This is a genomic window from Vogesella lacus (assembly GCF_979366295.1).
Window position 1 is genome coordinate 56,604 of the sequence record NZ_CEETQT010000002.1, and the last position, 21,915, is coordinate 78,518.

Sequence of the window (21,915 nt, forward strand, 5' to 3'; positions counted from 1 at the left end):
TGCGCCGCGTTATTCGATAACCTTGGGAACCAGGAACAGGCCTTTTTCTACCTGTGGCGCCACTGCCTGGCAGGCCTCGCGACGATCCGGCTCGGTCACGGCATCATCGCGCAGGCGCAGGCTCACATCCTGCGGGTGCGCCATCGGCTCGATACCGTCGGTATTTACTGCCTGCATCTGTTCGATAAGACCCAGAATATTATTGAGTTGGCTATTTACGGCAGCGATCTCGTCCTCGGTCACCGCGATGCGGGACAGGCGCGCGATGCGTGCAACATCCTGATGGCTCAGCGACATGATGTCCTCGTCAAAATCTTTAGTATTTCAAGCGTTGTAGGGTATCATAACTGGTTACTTTATCCCAAGATTCCGGGATGCCGGCGCAGGTGCAACTTCACCCGTTTGTCACAATGACAAACCCTGCCGGAAAACTGCCAGTAAGCAAAAGAACGAACAGACTATTGCGCCGCAAAGGCCCACTCACCAACACTCAGGATCGATTTCATGCTCCGCTCGCTCACCGGCTATTTCTCCAACGATCTGGCTATTGACCTCGGCACTGCCAACACCCTGATTTACATGCACAACAAGGGTATCGTTCTGGACGAACCCTCTGTCGTGGCCATCCATAACGATGCGCCGAGCAACAAGAAATCCATACTTGCCGTCGGCGCTGAAGCCAAGAAAATGCTGGGCCGCACGCCGGGCAGCATCCAGGCTATCCGCCCGATGAAAGACGGCGTGATTGCCGACTTCACCGTGACCGAACAGATGCTCAAGCAGTTCATCAAAAAGGTCACCCCAAGCCGCTTCTTTACCGCCAGCCCGCGCATCGTGATTTGTGTGCCTTGCGGCTCGACCCAGGTAGAGCGTCGTGCGATCAAGGATTCGGCACTGGCTGCCGGTGCACGTCGTGTCGAGCTGATCGAAGAAACCATGGCAGCCGCCATCGGTGCCGGCCTGCCGGTTGAAGAGCCAACCGGCTCGATGGTGGTGGATATCGGCGGCGGCACTACCGAAGTCGGCGTGATCTCGCTGGGCGGCGTGGTGTACTCCAATTCGGTACGCGTTGGCGGCGACAAGTTTGACGAAGCCATCATCAATTACATCCGCCGCAATTACGGCATGCTGATTGGCGAGGCGACCGCCGAAGAAATCAAGAAGACCATCGGCTCGGCTTTCCCGGGCGCTGAAGTGCGCGAGATGGAAGTCAAGGGCCGCAATCTGGCCGAGGGCATTCCGCGCGCGTTCACCGTGTCGAGCAACGAGATCCTCGAAGCGCTGACCGAGCCGTTGAACCAGATCGTGTCTGCCGTAAAGATCGCGCTGGAACAGACCCCGCCGGAACTAGGTGCCGACATCGCCGACAAAGGCATGGTACTGACTGGTGGCGGTGCACTGCTGAAAGACATCGACCGTCTGCTGGCCGAAGAAACCGGCCTGCCGGTGTTCATTGCCGAAGAACCGCTGACCTGCGTGGTGCGCGGCTCCGGCAAGTCGCTGGAAAAGATGGACAAGGTTGGCACCATCTTCACTAACGTTCCCTGATTCTCGTGATCCAGCCACGCCGCAAGGCGTGGCCTATGCAGCATGAACTTCACCACACCACCCAGTTTTGCCAGCCAGGGCCTGACCCCCGGGGCTCGTCTCGCGCTTTGCGTTGTCACCTCGCTGGCATTGCTGATCGGTGACAGTCAGTTCAACCTGATGGAGCGGGTACGCGATGCGGTCTCCGTCGTCCTTTATCCGCTGCAGCGTGCGGCCAACGCCCCGCTGTATCTGGCCGGTCAGGCCAGCGATTACCTGACCACCCAGCGCTCGCTGATGCAGGAAAACGAGATGCTGCGCGAACGCGACCTGATCCAGTCGGCCAAGCTGATGCGCATGAGCACGCTGGAGCGCGAGCTGGCCCAGCTGCAAGCCCTGCTGAATCTCGAAAGCCATACCGGCCGTCAGGGCACGGTCGCCGAAGTGCTGTATACCGGGCGCGACCCATTTTCCCATCGCATCATCATCGACAAAGGCGGCAATCAGGGCCTGCGCAATGGCCAGGCGGTCATCGATGAAAATGGCCTGATTGGCCAGATTACCCGCGTACAGCCCATCAGTGCCGAAGTCACACTGGTGATCAACCGCCGCTTTATCGTGCCGGTGATGATCCAGCGCACCGGCCAGCGTGCCCTCTTGTATGGTTATGGTGGCGGCACCGAGTTGCGCTATCTGCCGATTACGGCCGACATCACGGCCGATGACGTACTGGTTACCTCCGGCGTTGACGGCATCTACCAGCCTGGCTTGCCGGTAGCGCGTGTGGCGCAGATCGACAAACTCAGCGGTGCGGCTTTTGCCCGCGTGCGCGCCAAGGTGCTGGCCGGCGTACAGTCCAGCCGCTACGTCGTGGTGCTGCCGGAACGGCCGGCCATGCCTGCTGCCCCTGCAGAAACAGCCCCCGTGAAGCCTAACGCCGGCCAAACCGGCCATGCCGTCAAGACCGAATGAACTACGAACGCCCCCAAGAGCTGTTAAAGCCAGTCAAACGCCGCGTGATTACCTTCACTTTCGCGCTGGCGCTGATGCTCGAACTGCTGCCCTTGCCACTGGGCTCGGACCGCTGGCTGCCTGACTTCGTTGCGATGCTGGTGCTGTACTGGTCGTTGAACCAGCCGCGCCGTATCGGCATCGGCCTCGCCTTTGTCATTGGTCTGGTGGCCGATATTGTTACCACCGGCCTGTTTGGCCAGCATGCGCTGGCCTATTCGGTACTCGCTTATCTGGTGCTGCTGCGCCAGCGCCAGCTGATCATGTACAACCTTGGTCAGCAAACCCTGGTGATGCTGGTGCTGATGTTGGCCGCACAGCTGCTGATGGCGCTGGCACGCTGGCTGACCGGCTCGACCTTTCCCGGCCTCGGTTATTTTGTGCCGCCGCTGGTTGGCGCCCTGCTGTGGCCGCTACTGACCAAGATCATGCTGATGCTTTACCGTCGCGAGCGTCGTTGACATCATGCCGCAAGCCCCAAGACTCAAGGACCCGCACGCCGAAGAGCGGCAGCTGAATTTCCGCCTGATGGTGGCATTCGGCTTCATCCTGCTGCTGTTTGGCGTACTGGTCAGCCGCTTCGTCTGGCTGCAGGTAATGCAGCACGACCACTTCAGCACGCTGGCACAAAACAACAGTATCTCGCTGGTACCGGTACAGCCCAATCGCGGCCTGATCCTCGACCGAAACGGCATTGCCCTGGCGCGTAACTACGCGTCTTACACGCTGGAGCTCACGCCCGACCAGATCGATGACCTGGATGCCACCATCAAGGCACTCGGCCAGATCATTGCCATCACCCCGCGCGATCTGAAACGCTTCCAGAAATTCATGAGCGAAAGCCGCGATTTCGAGCCGGTACCACTGCGCCTGAAAATGGATGATGCCGAAGCCGCCCGCATTGCGGCCAACCTCTGGCGCTTTCCCGGCGTCGAGGTCAAGGCACGGCTGTATCGCGACTATCCGTATAAAGAGCTGACCAGCCATGTGCTTGGCTACATCGGCCGCATCAACCAGCGTGACAAGGAAAGGCTGGAAAAGGACGACAAGCTCGCCAATTATCGTGGCGCCACCCATGTCGGCAAACTCGGCCTGGAGGCGGTGTACGAAGACGAGCTGCATGGCGTCAACGGCTTTGAAGAGATGGAAACCGACTCGTCCGGCCGTGCCGTGCGCTCGCTGCGTCGTACCGCCCCGACACATGGCAACACACTGAAACTGGCGCTGGATATCCATTTGCAGGACGTTGCCGACAAGCTGTTCGGCCAGCGCCGTGGCTCGCTGGTGGCGATCGACCCGCAAACCGGCGGTGTGCTGGCCTTGATTTCCAAACCGAGCTTTGACCCCAATCTGTTTATCGATGGCATTGATACCCAGACCTGGCAAAGCCTGAACGAAGACTGGCAACGACCGCTGATCAACCGCGCGATTCGCGGTCTGTATCCGCCAGGCTCCACCTTCAAGCCCTTCATGGGTATGGCGGCACTGCAGGCCGGAGCCGTCAGCATGGACGAAATCCGCCCGGCCCCCGGCTACTTCACGCTGCCCGGCTCCAGCCACCAGTTCCGCGACTCCAACCCGCGCGGCAACGGCATGGCCAATCTGTCCAAGGCCATTGCCGTCTCCAGTGACACCTTCTTCTACAAGCTGGCATGGGATATGGGCATAGACCGCATCCATCCGCTGCTGGCCGAATTCGGTCTCGGCAGCCGCACCGGCATTGATCTGGATGGTGAATCGGCCGGCGTACTGCCGTCCAAGGAATGGAAGGCCCGCCGCTTTGCCAGCTCGCGCTATCGCGACGAACACCGCCGCTGGCTGCCCGCCGACGTGGTGAGTATCGGCATTGGCCAGGGTTTCAATACCTATACCCCGCTGCAGATGGCCAATGCCACCGCGATTCTGGCCAGTGACGGCAAGGTGTTCCACCCACATCTGGTGCAGGAAATCACCGACACCCGCAGCGGCAAGGTTCGCCCGATTGAGGCCTCGCCATACAAGCAGCTGGCGTTCAAACCTGCCTACTTTGACTACATCAAGAGCAGCATGGAGGCGGTCATGCGCCCCGGCGGCACCGGTGCACGTCTGGGTGCCGGCCTGAAATACCGCATGGCAGGCAAGACCGGTACCGCCCAAGTGGTGCAGATCAAGCAGGGCGCAAAATACAATGCCTCCGCCCTGGCCGAGCAGCATCGCGACCACTCGTGGTTTGTTGCCTTCGCTCCGGTAGAAAAACCGAAAATCGCCGTGGCGGTGATTGTGGAAAACGCCGGCTTTGGTGCCGCTGCAGCCGCCCCAATCACCCGCGCCCTGTTTGATTACTACCTGACCGGCACCTTGTCGGCAGATATCCGCAGCAAGCTGGAAACCTTCCCGGCCGAAAGCAAGGCAGAACCCGATGCAAAGCTCGCTCGCTAAACGGATTGGCAAGGCCATCATGGACCCGCTGGATGGCTGGCTGATGGCCCTGCTCGGCATCCTGTTCGTCATCAGCATGGTGGCGCTGTACTCGGCGTCCAATGCCAGCTGGGTCAAGATAGACAACAAGCTGGTTTACACCGCCATCGGCTGTGTGGTGATGTGGGCCATGGCCAAGCTCAGCCCGCAGCTGGTAATGAATATGGCCATTCCGCTCTATGCCGGTGGTGTGGTACTGCTGGTCGGGGTCGAGCTGATCGGCATTACCGTCAATGGCTCGCAACGCTGGCTGGACTTCGGCATTGTGCGTATCCAGCCTTCCGAAATCATGAAAACCGCGCTGCCGATGATGGTAGCCTGGTATTTCCAGCGCTACGAAAGCACCCTCAACTGGCGGCATTACATTGTGGCCAGCATCATGATCGTCATCCCCGGCGTACTGGTACTGAAGCAGCCTGACCTTGGCACCGCGATTCTGGTGATGGGCGCCGGCTTTTTTGCCCTGTATTTTGCCGGGCTGTCGTGGAAGATCATCATCGGCGGCGGCGTAGCCCTGCTGGCGAGTCTGCCGGTGATCTGGACCTTGATGCACGATTATCAGCGCCGCCGCGTGCTGACCCTGGTCGACCCGATGCAAGACCCGCTGGGTGATGGCTACCACATCATCCAGTCGATGATTGCCATCGGCTCGGGCGGTTTGTGGGGCAAGGGCTGGCTGTCCGGCACTCAGACCCACCTCGACTATATTCCCGAGCGCACCACCGACTTCATCTTCGCCGTGTACTCCGAAGAGTTCGGCCTTGCCGGTAACCTCACCCTGCTGGCGGTGTATCTGGCCATCATCGCGCGCTGTCTGATGATTACCGCACAGTCGCCGACCTTGTATGGCCGCATGCTGGGCGGCGCGCTGACGCTGTCTTTCTTCGTCTATGTTTTCGTGAACATGGGCATGGTGGCCGGCATCCTGCCGGTGGTCGGCGTGCCGCTGCCTTTCATGTCTTATGGCGGTACCGCCACCGTGTCGCTGGCAGTTGGCCTCGGCATGCTGATGGGTATCGGCAAGCATCACGCGCGCAGCAGCTGATGCACCGCATGCACACAGCAAAAAGCCCGGGACTACGCCCGGGCTTTTGTTTGCCACCACCACTCAGAAGCAGTACTGCCACAAGGCAAACACCGCAAAACCGCTGACAATCGCCAGCAGGGTATGCCGCCACAGCAAGGCGGTCAGCGCTGCGGCGATAGTACCCGGCAGATAAGGGTTGGCCGCAGACCAGTCGATCACCCCTTGCGGTGCCAGCGCCATCGGCACAATCAGCGCACTGAGCACCGCCGCCGGCACATAACGCAGGGCACGCTCCAGCCAGGCCGGAAACGCCAGCCGGTGGCCAAATACCAGAAAGCTCAGGCGAATGCCGTAAGTGACCAGCAGCATCCCCAGAATCACCAGTATCAGATGGCTGTTCATTTGTGCTCTCCTGCCGGCAGGCTTGTCGGGCTGCTGCGACGTTCGGCCGCCACACCCGTCAGCACGCCAGCCAGTGCGGCCAACATCAGCCCCAGTTTGTAAGGCCAGTCGCGGGTCAGTACCGCCACCACGCCGGCAACAATGGCCGCCAGCAATACCGGCCGTTCACGCAATTGCGGCGCGACAATCGCGGCAAAAGTCGCCACCATCGCAAAGTCCAGACCATAGCTCGCCAGATCCGGCACGCTCTGCCCCAGCACCACACCGACCATGGTCCACAACACCCAGTTCAGATACATTGCCAGCGACGAGCCCAGCCAGTACCAGTGGCCATCCTCGCCCATGCCCTGACGGCGCAGGCGGTGTTCGACCACGGCAAAGGTTTCGTCGGTCAGCCAGAAGGCTAGCGCCCAGCGCCAGCGCGCCGGCAGATGGCGCGCATCGGGCAGCATGGTGGCGCTATACAGCGCGTGGCGCAGATTGACGACAAAGGTGGTCAGCCAGATCACCGGCAGGGCAGCGCCGGCGCCGATCAGGCTGACCGCGACAAATTGCGAAGAACCGGCAAACACCAGCACCGACATCGCCAGCACCGCCCACACCGGGATGTTGGCCGCAATGGCAAGGGTGCCGAAAATGACGCCGAAAGGCGCCGCGCCGACCAGCATCGGCACCGTATCGCGGGCGCCGGTCAGCATGGGGGAAACAGGTAAAGACATGATGGACTCCTGACTCATAGCGCTTCAGTGTCCATCCGCGCAGCGGGCAAGTCTTGAACAATCTTGCGCTAGCGCCTCAAAGCAGCTGCAAGGCGCGCTGATACGCCACTGGCGGCACGCCGACTGTCTGGCGGAAGCTGCGGCTCAGATGTGACTGATCGGCAAAACCCAGCTGGCTGGCCACCTGGCTGGCACTCTGCCCGGCCGCCAGCAAGCCGCGCGCCCGCGCGATGCGCAGCTGGTTGCGCCAGGCCACAGGTGGCAGGCCGTATTGCTGGCGAAAGCGCCGGTTCAGATGCCAGGGTGACAGGCCGACCAGCTCGCCCAGTTCGCGCAGCGACAGGTTTTCATGAATGCGGTCGGCCAGCATCTGCCGCACCCGCTCCAGCAAGACAGCATCGTCAGCGCCACCCTGCAGGATTTCGCGCACCGCCATATGCCGACGCAGCACATCGGCAAACACCGCATATTGTGCGCTTTCGCGCTGCAGCAGATCGCGGCTGTGTTGCAGCAGGACAAACAGCTGTTGCAGCCGCGCGGCCAGCTCAGGGTCGTACACCACGGTCTGGCGGAAATACGGTTGTACCGGGCGACCGTGCAGCTCTGCGGCCAACTGCAGCATGAAGGCCTGCGAAGGATAAAAACCGTGATAAGCCCAGCCTTGTTCGTGCGCCGACTTGCCGGTATGCACCTCGCCCGGATTGATCAGGATCAGCGCCCCGATGCCGGCAATATGCGAGCTGCCGCGATACTGGTAAGACTGCGCGCCCAGCCGCAAGGTATTGACTACGTATTCCTCGTGAAAATGCGGCGCAAACTGCTGACGCGTATAAAACGCGTCCAGCAGTTCCAGCGGGGCGATATCACTGACGCGCGAAAAACGCGCATATTCCTGCGGGGCAAAAGACACGGCACTCTCCATGACAGCCGGTCATTCTGGCATGCATGCCTGACCAAAGGCTTGAACGATCTTGCTGCGACCTTATGTCGCAGGCAGTGGCTGGCCGCTTATGCTATGTTCACGCCAGCTCAAGACTATCCAGGAAGATAATATATGCGATTTGCCGCCCTGCTTTGCGCCAGTCTGTTCGCCCTGCCCGCCTTTGCCCATGATTATCAGGCCGGCAATCTGAAGATCGACCACCCGTGGAGCCGTGCCATGCCGGCCAGCAGCCCGACGGCGGCAACCTTCCTCACCATCGTCAACAAGGGCAAGGACGACGATCGCCTGCTGGCCGTCAGCTCGCCGCAAGCCGCCCGTGTCGAGCTGCACACCCATATCAACGACAAGGGTGTGATGCGCATGCGCGAAGTGGCCGGCGGTATTGCCCTGCCCGCCGGCAGCGAGGTCAAGCTGGCCCCGGGCGGCCTGCACATCATGCTGCTGGAAGTCGGCAAGCAGGCCAAGGCTGGCGACAGCTTCCCGCTGGAGCTGAACTTTGCCAAGGCCGGCAAGGTGAAAGTCGAGGTCAAGGTTGAAGACGGCATGCCGGCCGCTGCCAAGCAGCACGCCCATCACTGAGCCGTGCTTGCGGCCAACTTGCCACTGCAACACCTCGGCACAAAACAAAACGCCACCTCGCGGTGGCGTTTTGCATTGCCGGCATCAGCCGCTCAGCGCAGGGTATTCAGCGTCGCACGGGCAGTGTCGGTGTAGTCGGTAAACACGCCATCGACACCCGCGGCAAAGTACAGGCGATACTCGTCGCCCGGGTTATCCATGAAGTTGGCCGCCAGCAGTTTTGACTCGTTGCGGAAGGTATACGGATGCACCAGCAAGCCCAGCTTGTGTGCATCGCGAATCACGCCGGATGGCTCCAGCATGGTCATGTCGCGCTGATCCACCACCTTGTCGCCATTCAGATCCATCAGCTTGCCCTTGCCATCGAGCGCACCCTGCCAGCTGATCAGGTAAGGCTTCCACGGGCCGATGCCGTCGGCAAAGCTGCGGATTTCCTTGAGGCCGGCCGGGCTCAGCATATCGGCGTAAGTACGCTTGTCGCCTGACAGTACATGGTCGTACGGAGTGTTGGCATCGATGCTGCCGTCCGGGCGCACATCATTGGCATCCAGCAGATACACCAGCTTGTTGCCGGTCAGCTTGCGCAGGGTCTTGAGGTTGGCCGCCTCGAAAGACTGGATGAATACCGGCGACTGCTTGCGGTTCAGCTTGTACTTGGCCAGCAGATTGACCAGCGGCTGCTCCAGCGCCAGACCCAGTTGCTGGTGCCAGCTCGGATGCTTGGTTTCCGGATAAATGCCGATCTCGCGGCCCAGCTCGCGTGATTTCTGTTCGCGCAGCGCCAGCACTTCGTCAAAAGTCGGCACCAGGAATTTGCCATCAAAGGCCTTGCTGCGATCGCCACGCGGCTGGATCGCCCGCAGGGTCTTGATTTCGGCCAAGGTGAAGTCACTGGCAAACCAGCCTTCTTCCTCGATACCATCAACCTTGGTCTTGCGCTTGCGGTCGGCAAACTCCGGCCGCTTGGCCACGTCGGTGGTGTCTTTCAGATTCGGCTCGTGGCGCGCAATCAGCACACCATCCTTGGTCATCACCAGATCCGGTTCGATAAAGTCCGCGCCCAATTCGATCGCCTTGGCATAGCCCTCCAAGGTATGATCCGGCATATAACCGGACGCACCGCGATGGGCAATAATCAGCGGTGCCTTGCCATCCAGGGTGGCAAACGCGCGCGTCTTGGGTTCTGCTGCCGTTGCCGGCAGCGCCAGCAATACCGCCAGTGCAGCCAGACCGATCTTGTGATTGTTCATTGTGTACACTCCCAGAGAGAACTGCCGGCCTGCTTGCCGGATCATCGGGCAAAGATGCCAGACAGAAGTGACCGTTATTTGAATGAAACATGGCTGTTTCATGACACACACGCGAAACAGCCCGAAAAGTCGCCAGCCACATGTACACACATTCCATGATTCCGCGCATACGCCCGGCCGTTTTGCTGTCCATCCTGCTGATTGTCTGCCTGGGCGGGCTGTGGCAGCTGGCCGACAATGCGGCCAACCGTGTCGACGAGGAGGTCAGCCGCCTGCAATCGCGCATGCTGCAACAGGAAATCCTGCGCCTGCGCAAGAATCTCAGCCGCGCCCTGCATGACTACGCAGTGTGGGATGAAATGTACGAACGTACCGGCCAGCTGCAACCGGATATGCCCTGGCTGACAGAAAACATGACCGGCTCGGTCTACCAGAATCTCGACGTTGACGTGGCCATGCTGGTCGATGCTGATCAGGGCCCGCTCTACACCCTGCAATACGGCCAGCGCAGTGATAGCCCCCGCCTTGCCCTGCCACTGGAGGAACAACAGTGGCAGCACCTGCTGCGTCAGGCCGAGCGCTATGACCCGCGCAATGCGGTAACCGGGCCGAACATGCTGCTGCGGGTCAACCGCTACAGCGCCCCGAGCAAACAGCTGCAACCAGCTATTTTCCTGATCGCCATCCAGCGCATCAGCCCGGAAAACGATATGGATGCCACCGCGCGCAGCCGCTATCTGCTGTTCGCCCGCGAGCTGAACGCCCGCACCCTGCAAGAAATCTCGCAAGCCATCAGCCTCGATAACCTGAGCCTGAACTTCAGCAACGAGGCCATGCACATCGGGCATGTGCCGGTGCACAACAATCTGAACGAACGGGTCGCTACCCTCGAATGGGAAATCGCCCGCCCCGGCGACATCATGCTCAATCGCCTGCTGCCGCAGAGTCTGCTGCTGTTGACCGTCATCCTGTTGCTGGGCGGCATGATCCTGCGTGTGGCCAACCTGCAGCAGAAAAAACACCAGGCGCGCACCCAGTGCCTCGAGCGTCAGGGCAAGACCCTGCAAAAGCTGGTGGCCGCCCGTTATGGCAGCACCCAGGCACTGCAAGAATATCTCGATGAAATCCTGCCCATCGTCAGCCAGACCCTGGACGCCAGCCGCATCAGCGTCTGGCAGTTCAGCGCCGACCAGAATCGCCTGCGCTGTCTGACCGGAGTCGACACCCGCAACAGCCAGCGTTTCAGCGGCAGCGTGCTCGAACTGAAAGATCATGGCGACTACTTTGGCGCGATTCGCGATCAGCGTTTTCTCGCCACCACCAAGGCCCAGCAAGACATCAGGCTAAAATCACTGCAAGGCTATCTGGCCGAGCGCAATATCCGCTCGATGCTGGATGCCGGCATCAATGTCGGCGGCCTGCAACAGGGCATCCTCTGTGCAGAGAGCGAGCAGGACAAGCCGGAGTGGATCAAGGAGGACATCGAGTTCATCTGCGCAACGGCCGACATCATTGCCATGGTGATGGAGTCCTCGGCCCATCTGCAGGCCGAGGGCGAGCTGTATCGCCAGTTCTACTACGACCGTTTTACCGGCCTGCCCAACAAGTCTCGCCTGCAGATGCAGCTGACCGAGCAGATCCAGCAACGCGAAGCCACACCGCACGAACGCGGCCAACGTCCGATCGGCTGCCTGATGATTTCGCTGGAAGGGCTGGCCAACGTCAACGAGCTGTACGGCCGCGACGGCGGCGACCAGCTGCTGCGCCAGATGACCGACCGGCTGGAAAAACTGCTGGGCAACGGCGAGATGGCTGCACGGTATGCCGACAATCGCTTTGCCATGCTCTTGCTAGGCGAGGATGAGGCCAGCCTGTCGCAGCGCATTGACGCCATCTGTGAACAGTTGGCCGCACCGGCCAATCTGCATGACCAGCAGGTTTACCTGCGACTGAGTACCGGTGTCAGCATCTACCCGCACGACAGCCAACATGGTGACGCCCTGCTGGAAAACGCCGAGCTGGCGCTGCAGCTATCGCGCAACGACCCCGCCGGGCATTGGGTGCGCTTCCGCCCCGAAATGAACGAAAACTGGCGCCGTCGCCATCGCATCCAGAACGACCTGCGCATGGCCGTTGGCCGCAGGGAACTCACATTGTTCTATCAGCCGTATATCGCGCTGAGCAATGGCCAGGTGGCCGGGGCCGAGGCGCTGATACGCTGGCAACATCCGGACCTGGGCCTGATTTCGCCGGCCGACTTCATCCCGCTGGCCGAGGAGACCGGCCAGATCAATCAGCTGGGCGAATGGGTGCTGGGTGAGGCGATTTCGCAGGCCGCACAATGGCGCCTGCAATATCTGGCCAATTTTGTCATCTCGGTTAACGTGTCGCTGTTGCAGCTGGAAGACCCGCGCTTTACCGAGTTGGTCACCAGCCTGCTCGCCACCCACCATCTGCCGGCACCGGCGCTGGAGCTCGAGGTAACCGAAGGGCTGGCACTGCGCAGCACGCCGGCGATTGACCACAACCTCGAACGCCTGCGCGCCATGGGCATTGCCATTGCGATTGACGACTTCGGCACCGGTTATGCCTCGTTCAGCTATCTGCGCCGCTTCCCGGTGGAAAAACTCAAGATCGACAAGGAGTTCCTCGATCAGGTACCCGACAACACCAGCGGCAGCAATCTGGTGCGCATGATTGTGGCCATGGGCCACGCGCTGGGGGCCTCGGTCACCGGCGAGGGCATCGAGAATATCCGTCAGGCACGTTTCCTTGCCGAACACGGTGGCGACTACGCCCAGGGCTATCTGTTCAGCAAGCCTTTGCCGGCGGGCGAAATGGCCAGATTCCTCAACGACAATCCGGCATTCCGTATTCATGATTGATCAATCACCGTCACGTCAATTGTTAATAATCGTTGCATGGATGTAACATATTGCATCGCAGCATTGTCGGACAAGCGCAGGTAAAACTTTGCAGCAGCACTGAGCTCATGCAGACTAGCCCTGCGTTTGCACCGCCACCTCCACGCATTGCGCCAGGTTTACACCGACCGGGTGATGGAGGAGAAACAAATAAAGCCGCAAGACGGCAGCCACAACAATACAGAGATATAAGTGATCGGGTGGCGGTGCAACGTTCCTCACTCGAATTCCCGCCTCCCCTGCCTTATCATGACGTTTTGCCTGTTGTCATGAACTGATGAATCCCGCTACCGAAAATCGTATCGCCATCCGCTATTGCACCGGCTGTCGCTGGATGCTGCGCGCAGCCTGGATGGCACAAGAACTGCTGACCACCTTCGAAAAAGAGCTGGCTGAAGTCGCCTTGCAACCCGGCACCGGCGGTGTGTTCCAGGTGCATGCCGGCGACACCCTGCTGTGGTGCCGCGTTCGTGATGGCGGTTTTCCCGATATCAAGCTGCTGAAGCAGCGCGTGCGCGACCATATCGCGCCGGACAAACACCTCGGCCACAGCGAACAGACCCGCAGCGACGACTGAACAGCATGAGCGCCCCTCAGCGCAAGATCATCCACATCGACTGCGACTGTTTCTTTGCCGCAGTCGAAATGCGCGACCAGCCCGCCTGGCGCGACATCCCGCTGGCTGTTGGCGGCCAGCCCGGCCAGCGCGGCGTGATTGCCACCTGCAATTATGTCGCGCGGCGCTTTGGCGTGCGCAGCGCCATGCCCTCCTCGCTGGCGCTACGCAAATGCCCGGATCTGCTGATCGTCCCGCCCGACTTTTCCCGTTACCGCGCCGCCAGCCAGCAGGTGCAGGGCATCTTCCACCGCTATACCGAGCTGATCGAACCGCTGTCGCTGGATGAGGCCTATCTCGATGTCAGCGGCCAACCTCACTGCCAGGGCAGCGCCAGCCTGATGGCGGCCGCCATCCGTGATGCGATACGCAGCGAGGTCGGCATTACCGCCTCGGCCGGCATCGCGCCCAACAAGTTTCTCGCCAAGATTGCCAGCGACTGGAACAAGCCCGATGGCCAGTTCCTGATCCGCCCGGAACAGGTGGCCGACTTTGTCGCCAGCCTGCCGGTGGAAAAATTGTGGGGCGTCGGCGAAGTTACTGCCGCCAAGCTGCGGCAGCAGGGTCTGCACACTTGCGCCGATGTGCGGCAACTGCCGTTGCCCGACTTGCTGCAGCGCTACGGCAAGCTTGGCAAAAACCTGTACGAGCTGTCGCGCGGCATCGACTACCGCCAGGTGGAAAGCCACAGCGAGCGCAAATCGCTGAGTGTCGAAGAAACCTATGTACGCGACCTGCCGGACCTGGCCAGCTGCGAGGCCGAGCTGCCGCTGCTGCTGTCAACCTTGGCCGCAAGGCTGGAGCGTGCCGGCAATCCGGCCTTTCGCGGCCTGAATATCAAGATCAAGTTTGCCGACTTCAGCCAGACCACCGCCGAAACCGCCGGCCAGCAACTCGACGCCGCCGTGTTCAGCAGCCTGCTGCACACCGCCTTCGCCCGCGGCAACCGGCCGGTGCGGTTGCTCGGTGTCGGCGTGCGCATGGACAGCCGCCCGCCCTCCCTGCAACTGCCCTTGCCGCTGGAGTAGCCGCCAGCCATCCCGCTGGCGGCTCAGGCTCAGGCTTGATCCTGCGCTACCGCCACCTTGTCGGCGGCTGTTGACGCGACTTTTGGCGCGGCACCGAGACTGCCCCAATCGATATGCCGTGTCAGATACATGGTCAACGCCAGCAGGGCAAACAGGGCGAGACTTCCCATCAGCAAGGCCATGTCCTGTGACTGCAAGATCATGAACAGCAGACCGAACAATGCGGCCAACATGGCGGCAAGTACCGCGCCGCTGCGCCAGCTGCGCAGCACACTGCTGCCATAAGCCCCCTGCAGCAGCACCGAGGCCAGTGCGGCCAGCCAGTAGGCCAGATTGAAGCCGACATGCTCGGACAGCGACAAGGTCAGCAGGAAGAACATCGCCAGCCCCAGCATCACCAGCGTGTATTGCACCGGGTGCACCGATACGCGATTGATCACTTCCAGCAAAAACACCCCGCCCATCATCAGCAACACGAACAGCTCGGCATACTTCATGGTGCGTTCGTTCAGTACATAACGGTCTACCGGATCAAGCAGGCGCAGACCGATCTGATTCTTCACGCAGCCGGGTTTTTCCTGCTGGCAGACATTACCACCGGTGGCCAGCTCCGACGTCTGCCAGCGCGCCTGGAAACCCTGCGCATTCACGCTGCGACTTTGCGGTGCAAAATTGCCGGCGAAGCTCGGGTGTGGCCAGTTGCCGGCCAGATTGACGGTGGTGCTGTCGCCCGATGGTTCGATCAGCAAGGCCTGGCTACCCGCCAGCTGCAAACCCAGGCTGAAGGCCAGTTGCTGCCCCTCGGTGCGCAACACGGCAAGATCAGCCAGCGCCGCCACGGCATGGGCACCACGCTGGCTATCCAGACGTGCGCCCGGCATGAAGGCCAGCGCCTTGCCGCCCAGCTGTCCGTTCAGCTGCTGGATGCCACGCACATCGCTCAGACTGAAGGCCAGATACGGCGTACCCCAGCGCGTGCTGCGCTTCTCCCGCTCATTGCTGACAGTCTGCTCGTAGCCGGCCAGCGCCGGCACGCGGAAGCTGCCGGCCAGCTGCAACTGGCTGCGATAGATCGGTGCCTCGAACAGGCCGCGCTTGAGCAGCTCGACTGCCAGCTTGCCATCCACCCGCAATTGCGCGGGGCTGAGCACCAGCTGCTTCTGCTCCGTACTGTCTTTCCAGACGGCCTGTTTGGCATCACCATCAGGCGTCTCCCAGCGCTGCACATTGACGGTGTAGGGCAACACCAGATAGGGGCCGCCAAGCTGCTGCTCGCCGGCGCTGAACTGCGCGATTTCTTCCTGGACGGCACCAGCCCGCTGCTGGCGCTCGTCCAGCAAGCTGCGCACCAGCCCCAGCGTCAACAACATCAGCAAGACCATGCCGGCCAGCGTAATCACTTTCCAACCCATTTTCATGATGTTCTCCCACACGGTTAAGGTTGGCCGCAGCATGACAGCCCCGTGTGGGCGCGGAATGGCGAGTATGTGGAGATTGTGTGGAGATCAGCCTTGCTGCCACACCCGCGCCAGCGGATTCGCCGCCTCGAGGGCCGGCAGCCTCAGCGTGACACAGACACCCGGCGGCTGATTGGCAATGCTGATGTCGCCGCCATGCAGCTGCACGATGGTGCGGGTCAGCGCGAGGCCCAGGCCACTGCTTTTCGCTGCCTGCGGCCGCGGCAGCGAATAAAAGCGCTCGAACAGCCGCGGCAAGGCAAAGTCGGGAATCGGCGCGCCGTTATTGCGGATTTGCAGTTGCCAGTGCTCGCCGTCAAGCAGCTGCAGCTGCCAGCTGATCTCGCCGTCGGCCGCGCTAAAGTCGATGGCATTCTGCAGGATATTGCGCAGTGCCTGCCCCAGCAGGAAGGCATCACCCCACACTGCCGCGCTACTTGCCGAACCATCGGCCCTTAGCACCTGACGCTGCCCCAGCTGCGGAGCCAATGCCTGCAGCTGGGACATCAGCAAATCATCCAGCAACAGCCGTTGCGGCTGCTTCAGGCTACCGGCCGCTTCCAGCGAAGCCAGTTGCAGCAGGTGATCGACTACCTGCTGCAAACGCATGGTTTCACTCTCGACATGACCCAGAAAGCGCGCCCGCTCGGCCGGCGACAACTCGTCCTGCAATAGCTCTGCAGAAGCACGAATGCCGGCCAACGGTGATTTCAGCTCGTGCGTCAGATCGTGCACGTATTGCTCGATATAGGCCTTGCCATCCAGCTCGCTGCGCATGCGTCCCAGCGCCTGCGCCAGTGCATCCAGCTCCCGGTTGGCAAAAAAACGCGGTACGACCTGGCTTTCCTTGCCGGCACTGACCGCATCGGCAAAGCGCGTCAGCCGGGTAATGCCACGACTGAGCCACCAGGAAAACAGCGCGCCCAGCAGCAGCGCCAGCAGCAACACCACGCCGACCAGCTGCAGCAGGCGCGTCTCGCTGCGCTCGATATGCGGCTGCATCGCCAGATTCGGCCGGCTTACCGTCAGCACACCGATAATGCGCTCGCCATCGCGCAGCGGCGCCGCCACATACATCACGCTGGACAAAGGGTTGGCCGCATCGGCCAGCGTGCTGCGCGCACCGTACTGGCCACGCAGCGTCAGATAGACATCGCGCCACCGGCTGTAATCCTGCCCGACCGCCAGCCCCGCCGAATCCAGCAATACCACGCCGCGCGCATCGGTCAGATACACCCGCAGCTGGGTATGATCCTGCCGCACACCCCAGACCTCGGCCTGCGGCTGTCTGGCGGCAAAACGCTGCAGAATGCCGGCGAGGCGGCCATCATCCAGCCGGCCGGCCAGCATGTCGGGCTGCACCATTTCGGCCAGCAGATTGGCGGTATCAAGCAGTACCGCCTCGGCCGAGCGGCGCATGGCCGGCTTGATCTCGTCGCGCACCACGCTGATCACATAGGCGGCCAACAAGCCGACCAGCAGGAAGTAGCCAAGAAAAATGCGCAGCGAGAATCGCATCAGCCTTGCTCCAGCGCGTAGCCAAAACCGCGATGGGTGACGATGGGGTCCAGATCTTCGCGCACCAGTCGCAGCTTGGCGCGCAGGCTCTTGATATGGCTGTCTATGCTGCGCTCGAAGCTGTCTTCCGCCGCCTCGCCCAGCGCATCCAGCAACTGGCTGCGGCTGAATACCTGGCCGGGCCGGCTCAAGAGACACAGCAGCACGCGGTATTCGGAAGGCGTCAGCAACAGCGGCTGGCCGGCAAAGCTGATGCGAAGCGCCGCCGCATCATGGCGAAACCAGTTAGCGGCCTCTGCGGCCGGCAGACGTGGCTGGCTGCGCTTGAGAATCGCCCGGACACGAGCAACCACCTCGCGTGGGCTGAACGGCTTCACCACATAATCATCCGCCCCCAGCTCCAGCCCGAGCACACGATCGATTTCCTCGGCACGCGCGGTCAGCAGCATCACCGGCAACTCGCTGTGACGGCGCAAACGGCCAAGCACAGCCAGACCGCTATCGTCAGGCAGGCCGATATCGAGAATCAGCAAGTCCGGCGCGGCTGCGGCCAGGCTGGCTTCGGCTTCGGCGGCAAGCTGGCAATGCTGCACCTGCCAGCCTTCGCGGCGCAGGGCAAACAGCAGGGTATCGGCAATGGCCGGCTCGTCTTCGGCCAGCAGGATGCGGTATGCGGACATGACAAAGGCAATGGGGACAAAAACGCAGCTTGCCCGAAAAGACAGCTTCCTGCCAAGCGCAGCCGGATACCGGCAATGTCGGCCAGCTTGGCCAAGCAGCATCTGACCGCGCCCAAAAAACATGGCCGCCATGTCTTGCGACAAGCGGCCATTATTGGCGGCTGACTGTTCAGGGCTGGCGTGTCTGCCAGTTGCTGATGGCCTGACGGATCACCGGCAGGCCCTGGCGCGCCACCCGCTCGCCCTCGCGCATCGCGCGGCTGCGCTGACTGAAGTCGGCCGCCGCAATCCCCAGCACTTGCGGGCGCAGCACCACATCGGCCTGACGCAGCTCTGCGGCCAACGCTGCCTGGGTCATGATGGCGATGCTCTGGTTGAGATTGCCGAGCATGCCGGGCGTGCTGCCCTTGGCCGGACGCGAAGAGATATCGACGGCAATCACGATGTCTGCCCCCATTTCACGCGCGGCAATCGCCGGCACCGGGCTGACAAGGCCGCCATCAACATAGCGGCGGCCCTTGATGACGACCGGCTCGAACACATTCGGAATTGCCGCCGAGGCGCGCACCGCGGTGCCGGTATCACCCACGCGGAAAACGACGCGCGCACCGGTGTCAAAATCGGTCGCCACCGCGCCAAAGCGGCGTGGCAGCTGCTCCAGCTTCTTGCGGCCAACCTCGCGGTTGACGAAGGCCGCCAGCTTGGCACCCTTGAATACGCTATTACCCGACAGGGTAAAGTCCTTGAGGTCTTCCGGATTCAGCGCCAGCGCCCGCTTGCGCAGCTGCTCGGCATTTTTGCCGCTGGCGTAGATCGCACCGACCACCGCGCCGGCACTGGTGCCGGTGATGATGTCGGGGCGGATGCCGTTGGCCTCGAGCACGCGGATCACGCCAACATGGGCAAAGCCCTTGGCCGCACCACCACCCAGCGCCAGCGCGATGCGCGGCTGGGCGAGGACTTTCGGCTTGGGCGGCGTCAGCGGCTGCGGCGGTTTGGCTACGGGAGGCGTCAGCGGCGGCACGGGCACGGGCGGTGTGCTGGCAACCGGTGCGCTGGTGACGGCCTTGTTATCCGGCGCTGCCGGCACAGGCGGCTCGCTCTTGCCCGGCAGGCTGCTGCAGGCGGCCAGCAGCACGGTACTCATTGCGGCCAACCACGGTTTTAACTGCTTAAGCACGCTGTTTCTTGCTCCAGTTATCCATCGCGGCGCGAATCTGCGGCAGCATGCTGCGCGCGATCTTCTCGCCCTCGGCCATCGCGCTGGCGCGCTCGTCAAAATCGGCCGAGCCGATATGCAACACCGCCGGACGCAAGACGACGTCAGCCTCTTTCAGTTCGGCCGCCAGTGCCGCCTGATTCATGATGTTGAGGCTGCGATCGAGCAGACCGAGAAAATCACTGCCCGCCTTGCCGACCGGTTTGGCCGAGATATCGACTGCAATCACCACGTCCGCGCCCATTTCACGCGCAGCCTTCACCGGCACCGGGCTGACCAGCCCGCCATCGACATAACGGCGGCCTTTGATGACGACCGGCTGGAACACATTCGGAATCGCCGCCGAGGCGCGCACGGCGGTGCCGGTGTCGCCACTGCGGAACACAATGCGTGCCCCGCTATCCAGATCGGTCGCCACCGCAGCAAAGCGGCGCGACAGCTGTTCGATACGCTTGCCATCGACCTGACGATTGACCAGCGCCGCCAGCTTTTCGCCCTTCAGAAAGCCGGTCGTCGACAGCGTAAAGTCGCGCAGCTCGCTTTCATCGATGCGCATGGCGCGATAACGCAGCGCCTCGCCATCGAGGCCGCTGGCGTAAATCGCGCCGACCACCGCACCGGCGCTGGTGCCGCTGACAATCTCGGCCTTGATGCCGTTGGCCTCCAGCACGCGAATCACGCCGACATGGGCAAAGCCCTTGGCCGCGCCGCCACCAAGGGCCAGTGCCACTTTAGGCTTGGGCAAAGGCTTGACCACTACCGGAGGAGGTGGCGCCGGCGTGGCGCAGGCGGCCAGCAGCGCGGCTGCGGCCAACATGCCGAGACGGGAAAACAGGACAGTCATGCCATACCTCAACGTTTTGGGGGTGTGCGGCTGAATTCGATGATCTGGCGGCCGTCGGGCAAGGTATTGTTCTTGCGCGATTTTTCCGACTTCCACGCATGGCCGTACACCACCTCGTAAGTCGCTGGCAGCTGGCCGTCACGACGGAAGGCTTCGTAGGCGGCACAGACGCGCTGCCAGGCATGCTTGCCCATCAGGCCGCGCTGGCGACCGGCGGTGACATTGTGCGCGCCGATGCCTTTCAGATCCTGCATCACGCCCTTGGCCTCGCCGTAAGTCATCACGATCTTTTCCATATCCATCACCGGCTCGGCAAAGCCGCCCTTCAGCAGCGCATCGCCCAGATCGTGCATGTCGATGAAGTGATTGACATGGCTGCCGCCGTCAGCGTGGCTGAAGGCACTGCGCAATTCGTGCAGGGTGTCGGGGCCGAGGCTCGAGAACATCAGCATGCCGCCTGGTTTCAGCACGCGCTGGAACTCGGCAAACACGCCATCCGGCTCGTTGATCCACTGGATGGTCAGGCTGGACCAGATCATGTCGACACTATTGTCGGCCAGCGGCAGACGCTCGATGTCGGCACAGACCTGCCACGGTTCCTGACGGCGGAACAGCCGGCTGAGCATGCCCTGCCCTTCGCGCTGCTTTTCGCGCGAGGTTTGCAACATGGCCTGCGCCAGATCCAGCTCCAGCACGCGTGCTTCGGGATAGCGGCGACGCAGGGCGGCCGCGCCGTAGCCGGTGCCGCTGCCGGCATCCAGCACTACGGCCGGTTCGTGCTTGATGTAATCGAGACGCTCGGCCATGCGGTCGCAGACTTCGCGCTGCAGCACGGCGGCGGCGTCATAGCTGTGCGCGGCTTTTTCAAAGGAAGCGCGGACGCTGGCCTTGTCGGTGTAAAACGCTTCACTCATGCGTGTTGTTCCAGGTGTTGTCGCAGGGTCGCGATGAATTCTGCCTCATGCGACAGAAACGGGGCATGCGAGGCCTGGGGGAAATCGTAATAATGGCTGTCGGCCAGTTGCGCATCCAGCCAGCGGCCGGCGGCGGCCGGGGTAATCGCATCCTTGGCGCCATAAAACAGGCCGACGGGGCAATGAATGCGGGCAGCCAGTTCGCGCGCATCGGCCTGCAACAGGCAATCCAGCCCCGCCAACAGGCCTTGCGGACGGCCATGGGCAAACAGCTGGCCTTTCAGCGCCTTCAGCGTGTCGCGCGCGGCTGGCGCACCCATCATCTGCAGGGCGAGAAAACGCTCGAGCGTGAGTTCGAACTGGCTGTCGAGGTTGGCCGCAACGCCTTCGATGGCCTGGCGCTGCTGGGCATGCGGCCAACTGTCGTCGCGCACGAAACGCGGGCTGCTGGCCACCAGCGCGAGGCTCTTCACATTGCTGTCAGCCAGCGCCGCCCAATGCTGGGCTACGAGGCCGCCAAGCGACCAGCCCAATACATGCACAGGCAGAGGGAATTGGCGCGCCAGCGCTTCGGCAATCGCCTGCGGATCAAACTGCGCGATGGCTGCGCTGCCACCGTGGCCGGGCAGATCCGGCAGGTGCACGCAGAAATCGTCGGCAAGGTTGGCCGCAAGGCGGTCAAACACGCCGCCGTGCAGGCCCCAGCCATGCAACATGACCAGATCCGGGCCGCGACCGCGCGATTCGGTATAGAAGTTCATCGGGGGCAGATGGAGGCAAAACGCTATTTTGGCAATAGT

At 62.0% G+C, this 21,915-nt stretch carries 21 protein-coding genes; 9 read left to right on the forward strand and 12 right to left on the reverse strand.

The genetic code is table 11. From position 1 onward, the window contains the following. Positions 1-9 precede the first annotated feature (9 nt). Positions 10-297 (reverse strand): Asp-tRNA(Asn)/Glu-tRNA(Gln) amidotransferase subunit GatC, encoded by a 288-nt coding sequence (gatC, locus tag ACZ9W6_RS02595; RefSeq protein WP_465189520.1) that lies wholly within the window; start codon positions 295-297, stop codon positions 10-12. Between the two features lie 207 nt (positions 298-504). Here gatC and ACZ9W6_RS02600 point away from each other — a divergent pair, with 207 nt between their 5' ends. From ACZ9W6_RS02600 to rodA, 5 genes are read left to right on the forward strand one after another with little or no spacing between them, the layout of a single operon-like run. Beyond that, positions 505-1,548, forward strand: a complete 1,044-nt coding sequence (locus ACZ9W6_RS02600; protein WP_465189521.1) for a rod shape-determining protein — start codon at positions 505-507, stop codon at positions 1,546-1,548. Positions 1,549-1,590: 42 nt separating this feature from the next. After that, the gene (gene mreC, locus ACZ9W6_RS02605; protein WP_465189522.1) at positions 1,591-2,499 is read left to right on the forward strand and encodes a rod shape-determining protein MreC; all 909 of its coding nucleotides are present in this window, start codon (positions 1,591-1,593) and stop codon (positions 2,497-2,499) included. Further along, the gene (gene mreD / locus ACZ9W6_RS02610; RefSeq protein WP_465189523.1) at positions 2,496-2,999 is read left to right on the forward strand and encodes a rod shape-determining protein MreD; all 504 of its coding nucleotides are present in this window, start codon (positions 2,496-2,498) and stop codon (positions 2,997-2,999) included. The genes mreC and mreD overlap by 4 nt, the downstream gene beginning before the upstream one ends. Positions 3,000-3,003: 4 nt before the next feature. Then, positions 3,004-4,956 (forward strand): penicillin-binding protein 2, encoded by a 1,953-nt coding sequence (gene mrdA / locus ACZ9W6_RS02615; RefSeq protein ID WP_465189524.1) that lies wholly within the window; start codon positions 3,004-3,006, stop codon positions 4,954-4,956. Then, entirely contained in the window at positions 4,937-6,040 is a 1,104-nt protein-coding gene (gene rodA, locus ACZ9W6_RS02620) for a rod shape-determining protein RodA (RefSeq protein ID WP_465189525.1), read from the forward strand. Before mrdA ends, rodA begins: the two co-directional genes overlap by 20 nt. Before the next feature lie 63 nt (positions 6,041-6,103). On the opposite strand, the gene ACZ9W6_RS02625 is transcribed toward rodA, so the two are convergent. From ACZ9W6_RS02625 to ACZ9W6_RS02635, 3 genes are all read right to left on the reverse strand, one after another. Next, complete coding sequence (locus ACZ9W6_RS02625) at positions 6,104-6,424, reverse strand: AzlD domain-containing protein (protein ID WP_465189526.1); 321 nt, start codon at positions 6,422-6,424, stop codon at positions 6,104-6,106. Continuing rightward, complete coding sequence (locus ACZ9W6_RS02630) at positions 6,421-7,143, reverse strand: AzlC family ABC transporter permease (protein ID WP_465189527.1); 723 nt, start codon at positions 7,141-7,143, stop codon at positions 6,421-6,423. Before ACZ9W6_RS02630 ends, ACZ9W6_RS02625 begins: the two co-directional genes overlap by 4 nt. 76 nt (positions 7,144-7,219) lie before the next feature. Then, entirely contained in the window at positions 7,220-8,053 is an 834-nt protein-coding gene (locus ACZ9W6_RS02635; RefSeq protein WP_465189528.1) for an AraC family transcriptional regulator, read from the reverse strand. 144 nt (positions 8,054-8,197) lie between these two features. On the opposite strand from ACZ9W6_RS02635, the gene ACZ9W6_RS02640 reads away from it, so the two are divergent. Further along, positions 8,198-8,665 carry a copper chaperone PCu(A)C gene (locus tag ACZ9W6_RS02640; RefSeq protein WP_465189529.1) on the forward strand — a complete coding sequence of 156 codons (468 nt, stop codon included), beginning with the start codon at positions 8,198-8,200 and terminating at the stop codon, positions 8,663-8,665. Between the two features lie 92 nt (positions 8,666-8,757). Here the strand turns inward: ACZ9W6_RS02640 and ACZ9W6_RS02645 are convergent, their stop codons facing one another. Next, positions 8,758-9,915: a glycerophosphodiester phosphodiesterase gene (locus tag ACZ9W6_RS02645; RefSeq protein WP_465189530.1), complete on the reverse strand. Its 1,158-nt coding sequence runs from the start codon at positions 9,913-9,915 to the stop codon at positions 8,758-8,760. A gap of 140 nt (positions 9,916-10,055) precedes the next feature. On the opposite strand from ACZ9W6_RS02645, the gene ACZ9W6_RS02650 reads away from it, so the two are divergent. The 3 genes from ACZ9W6_RS02650 (at position 10,056) to dinB (ending at position 14,483) form a co-directional block, all read left to right on the forward strand. Then, on the forward strand, positions 10,056-12,800 hold the full coding sequence (locus tag ACZ9W6_RS02650; protein WP_465189531.1) for an EAL domain-containing protein: 2,745 nt from the start codon (positions 10,056-10,058) through the stop codon (positions 12,798-12,800). Between the two features lie 316 nt (positions 12,801-13,116). Further along, positions 13,117-13,416 carry an Rdx family protein gene (locus ACZ9W6_RS02655; RefSeq protein ID WP_465189532.1) on the forward strand — a complete coding sequence of 100 codons (300 nt, stop codon included), beginning with the start codon at positions 13,117-13,119 and terminating at the stop codon, positions 13,414-13,416. A 5-nt stretch (positions 13,417-13,421) separates the two neighbouring features. Beyond that, positions 13,422-14,483 carry a DNA polymerase IV gene (gene dinB / locus ACZ9W6_RS02660; RefSeq protein WP_465189533.1) on the forward strand — a complete coding sequence of 354 codons (1,062 nt, stop codon included), beginning with the start codon at positions 13,422-13,424 and terminating at the stop codon, positions 14,481-14,483. Positions 14,484-14,512: 29 nt separating this feature from the next. Here dinB and creD read toward each other — a convergent pair whose 3' ends face one another. The 7 genes from creD to bioH all read right to left on the reverse strand — a co-directional run bounded on the left by creD (position 14,513) and on the right by bioH (position 21,876). Continuing rightward, a complete protein-coding gene (gene creD, locus ACZ9W6_RS02665) occupies positions 14,513-15,901 on the reverse strand; it encodes a cell envelope integrity protein CreD (RefSeq protein WP_465189534.1) in 1,389 nt (462 codons plus the stop codon). Positions 15,902-15,988: 87 nt separating this feature from the next. Further along, positions 15,989-17,458 (reverse strand): two-component system sensor histidine kinase CreC, encoded by a 1,470-nt coding sequence (gene creC, locus ACZ9W6_RS02670; protein ID WP_465189535.1) that lies wholly within the window; start codon positions 17,456-17,458, stop codon positions 15,989-15,991. Then, positions 17,458-18,138, reverse strand: coding sequence for a two-component system response regulator CreB (gene creB, locus ACZ9W6_RS02675; RefSeq protein WP_465189536.1), 681 nt, complete (start codon positions 18,136-18,138; stop codon positions 17,458-17,460). Before creB ends, creC begins: the two co-directional genes overlap by 1 nt. Positions 18,139-18,307: 169 nt before the next feature. Continuing rightward, a complete protein-coding gene (locus ACZ9W6_RS02680) occupies positions 18,308-19,318 on the reverse strand; it encodes a patatin-like phospholipase family protein (protein WP_465189537.1) in 1,011 nt (336 codons plus the stop codon). Next, complete coding sequence (locus ACZ9W6_RS02685) at positions 19,311-20,201, reverse strand: patatin-like phospholipase family protein (RefSeq protein WP_465189538.1); 891 nt, start codon at positions 20,199-20,201, stop codon at positions 19,311-19,313. Before ACZ9W6_RS02685 ends, ACZ9W6_RS02680 begins: the two co-directional genes overlap by 8 nt. Positions 20,202-20,209: 8 nt before the next feature. After that, positions 20,210-21,115 (reverse strand): malonyl-ACP O-methyltransferase BioC, encoded by a 906-nt coding sequence (gene bioC, locus ACZ9W6_RS02690; RefSeq protein WP_465189539.1) that lies wholly within the window; start codon positions 21,113-21,115, stop codon positions 20,210-20,212. Beyond that, complete coding sequence (gene bioH / locus ACZ9W6_RS02695; protein ID WP_465189540.1) at positions 21,112-21,876, reverse strand: pimeloyl-ACP methyl ester esterase BioH; 765 nt, start codon at positions 21,874-21,876, stop codon at positions 21,112-21,114. Before bioH ends, bioC begins: the two co-directional genes overlap by 4 nt. Positions 21,877-21,915: the final 39 nt, after the last annotated feature.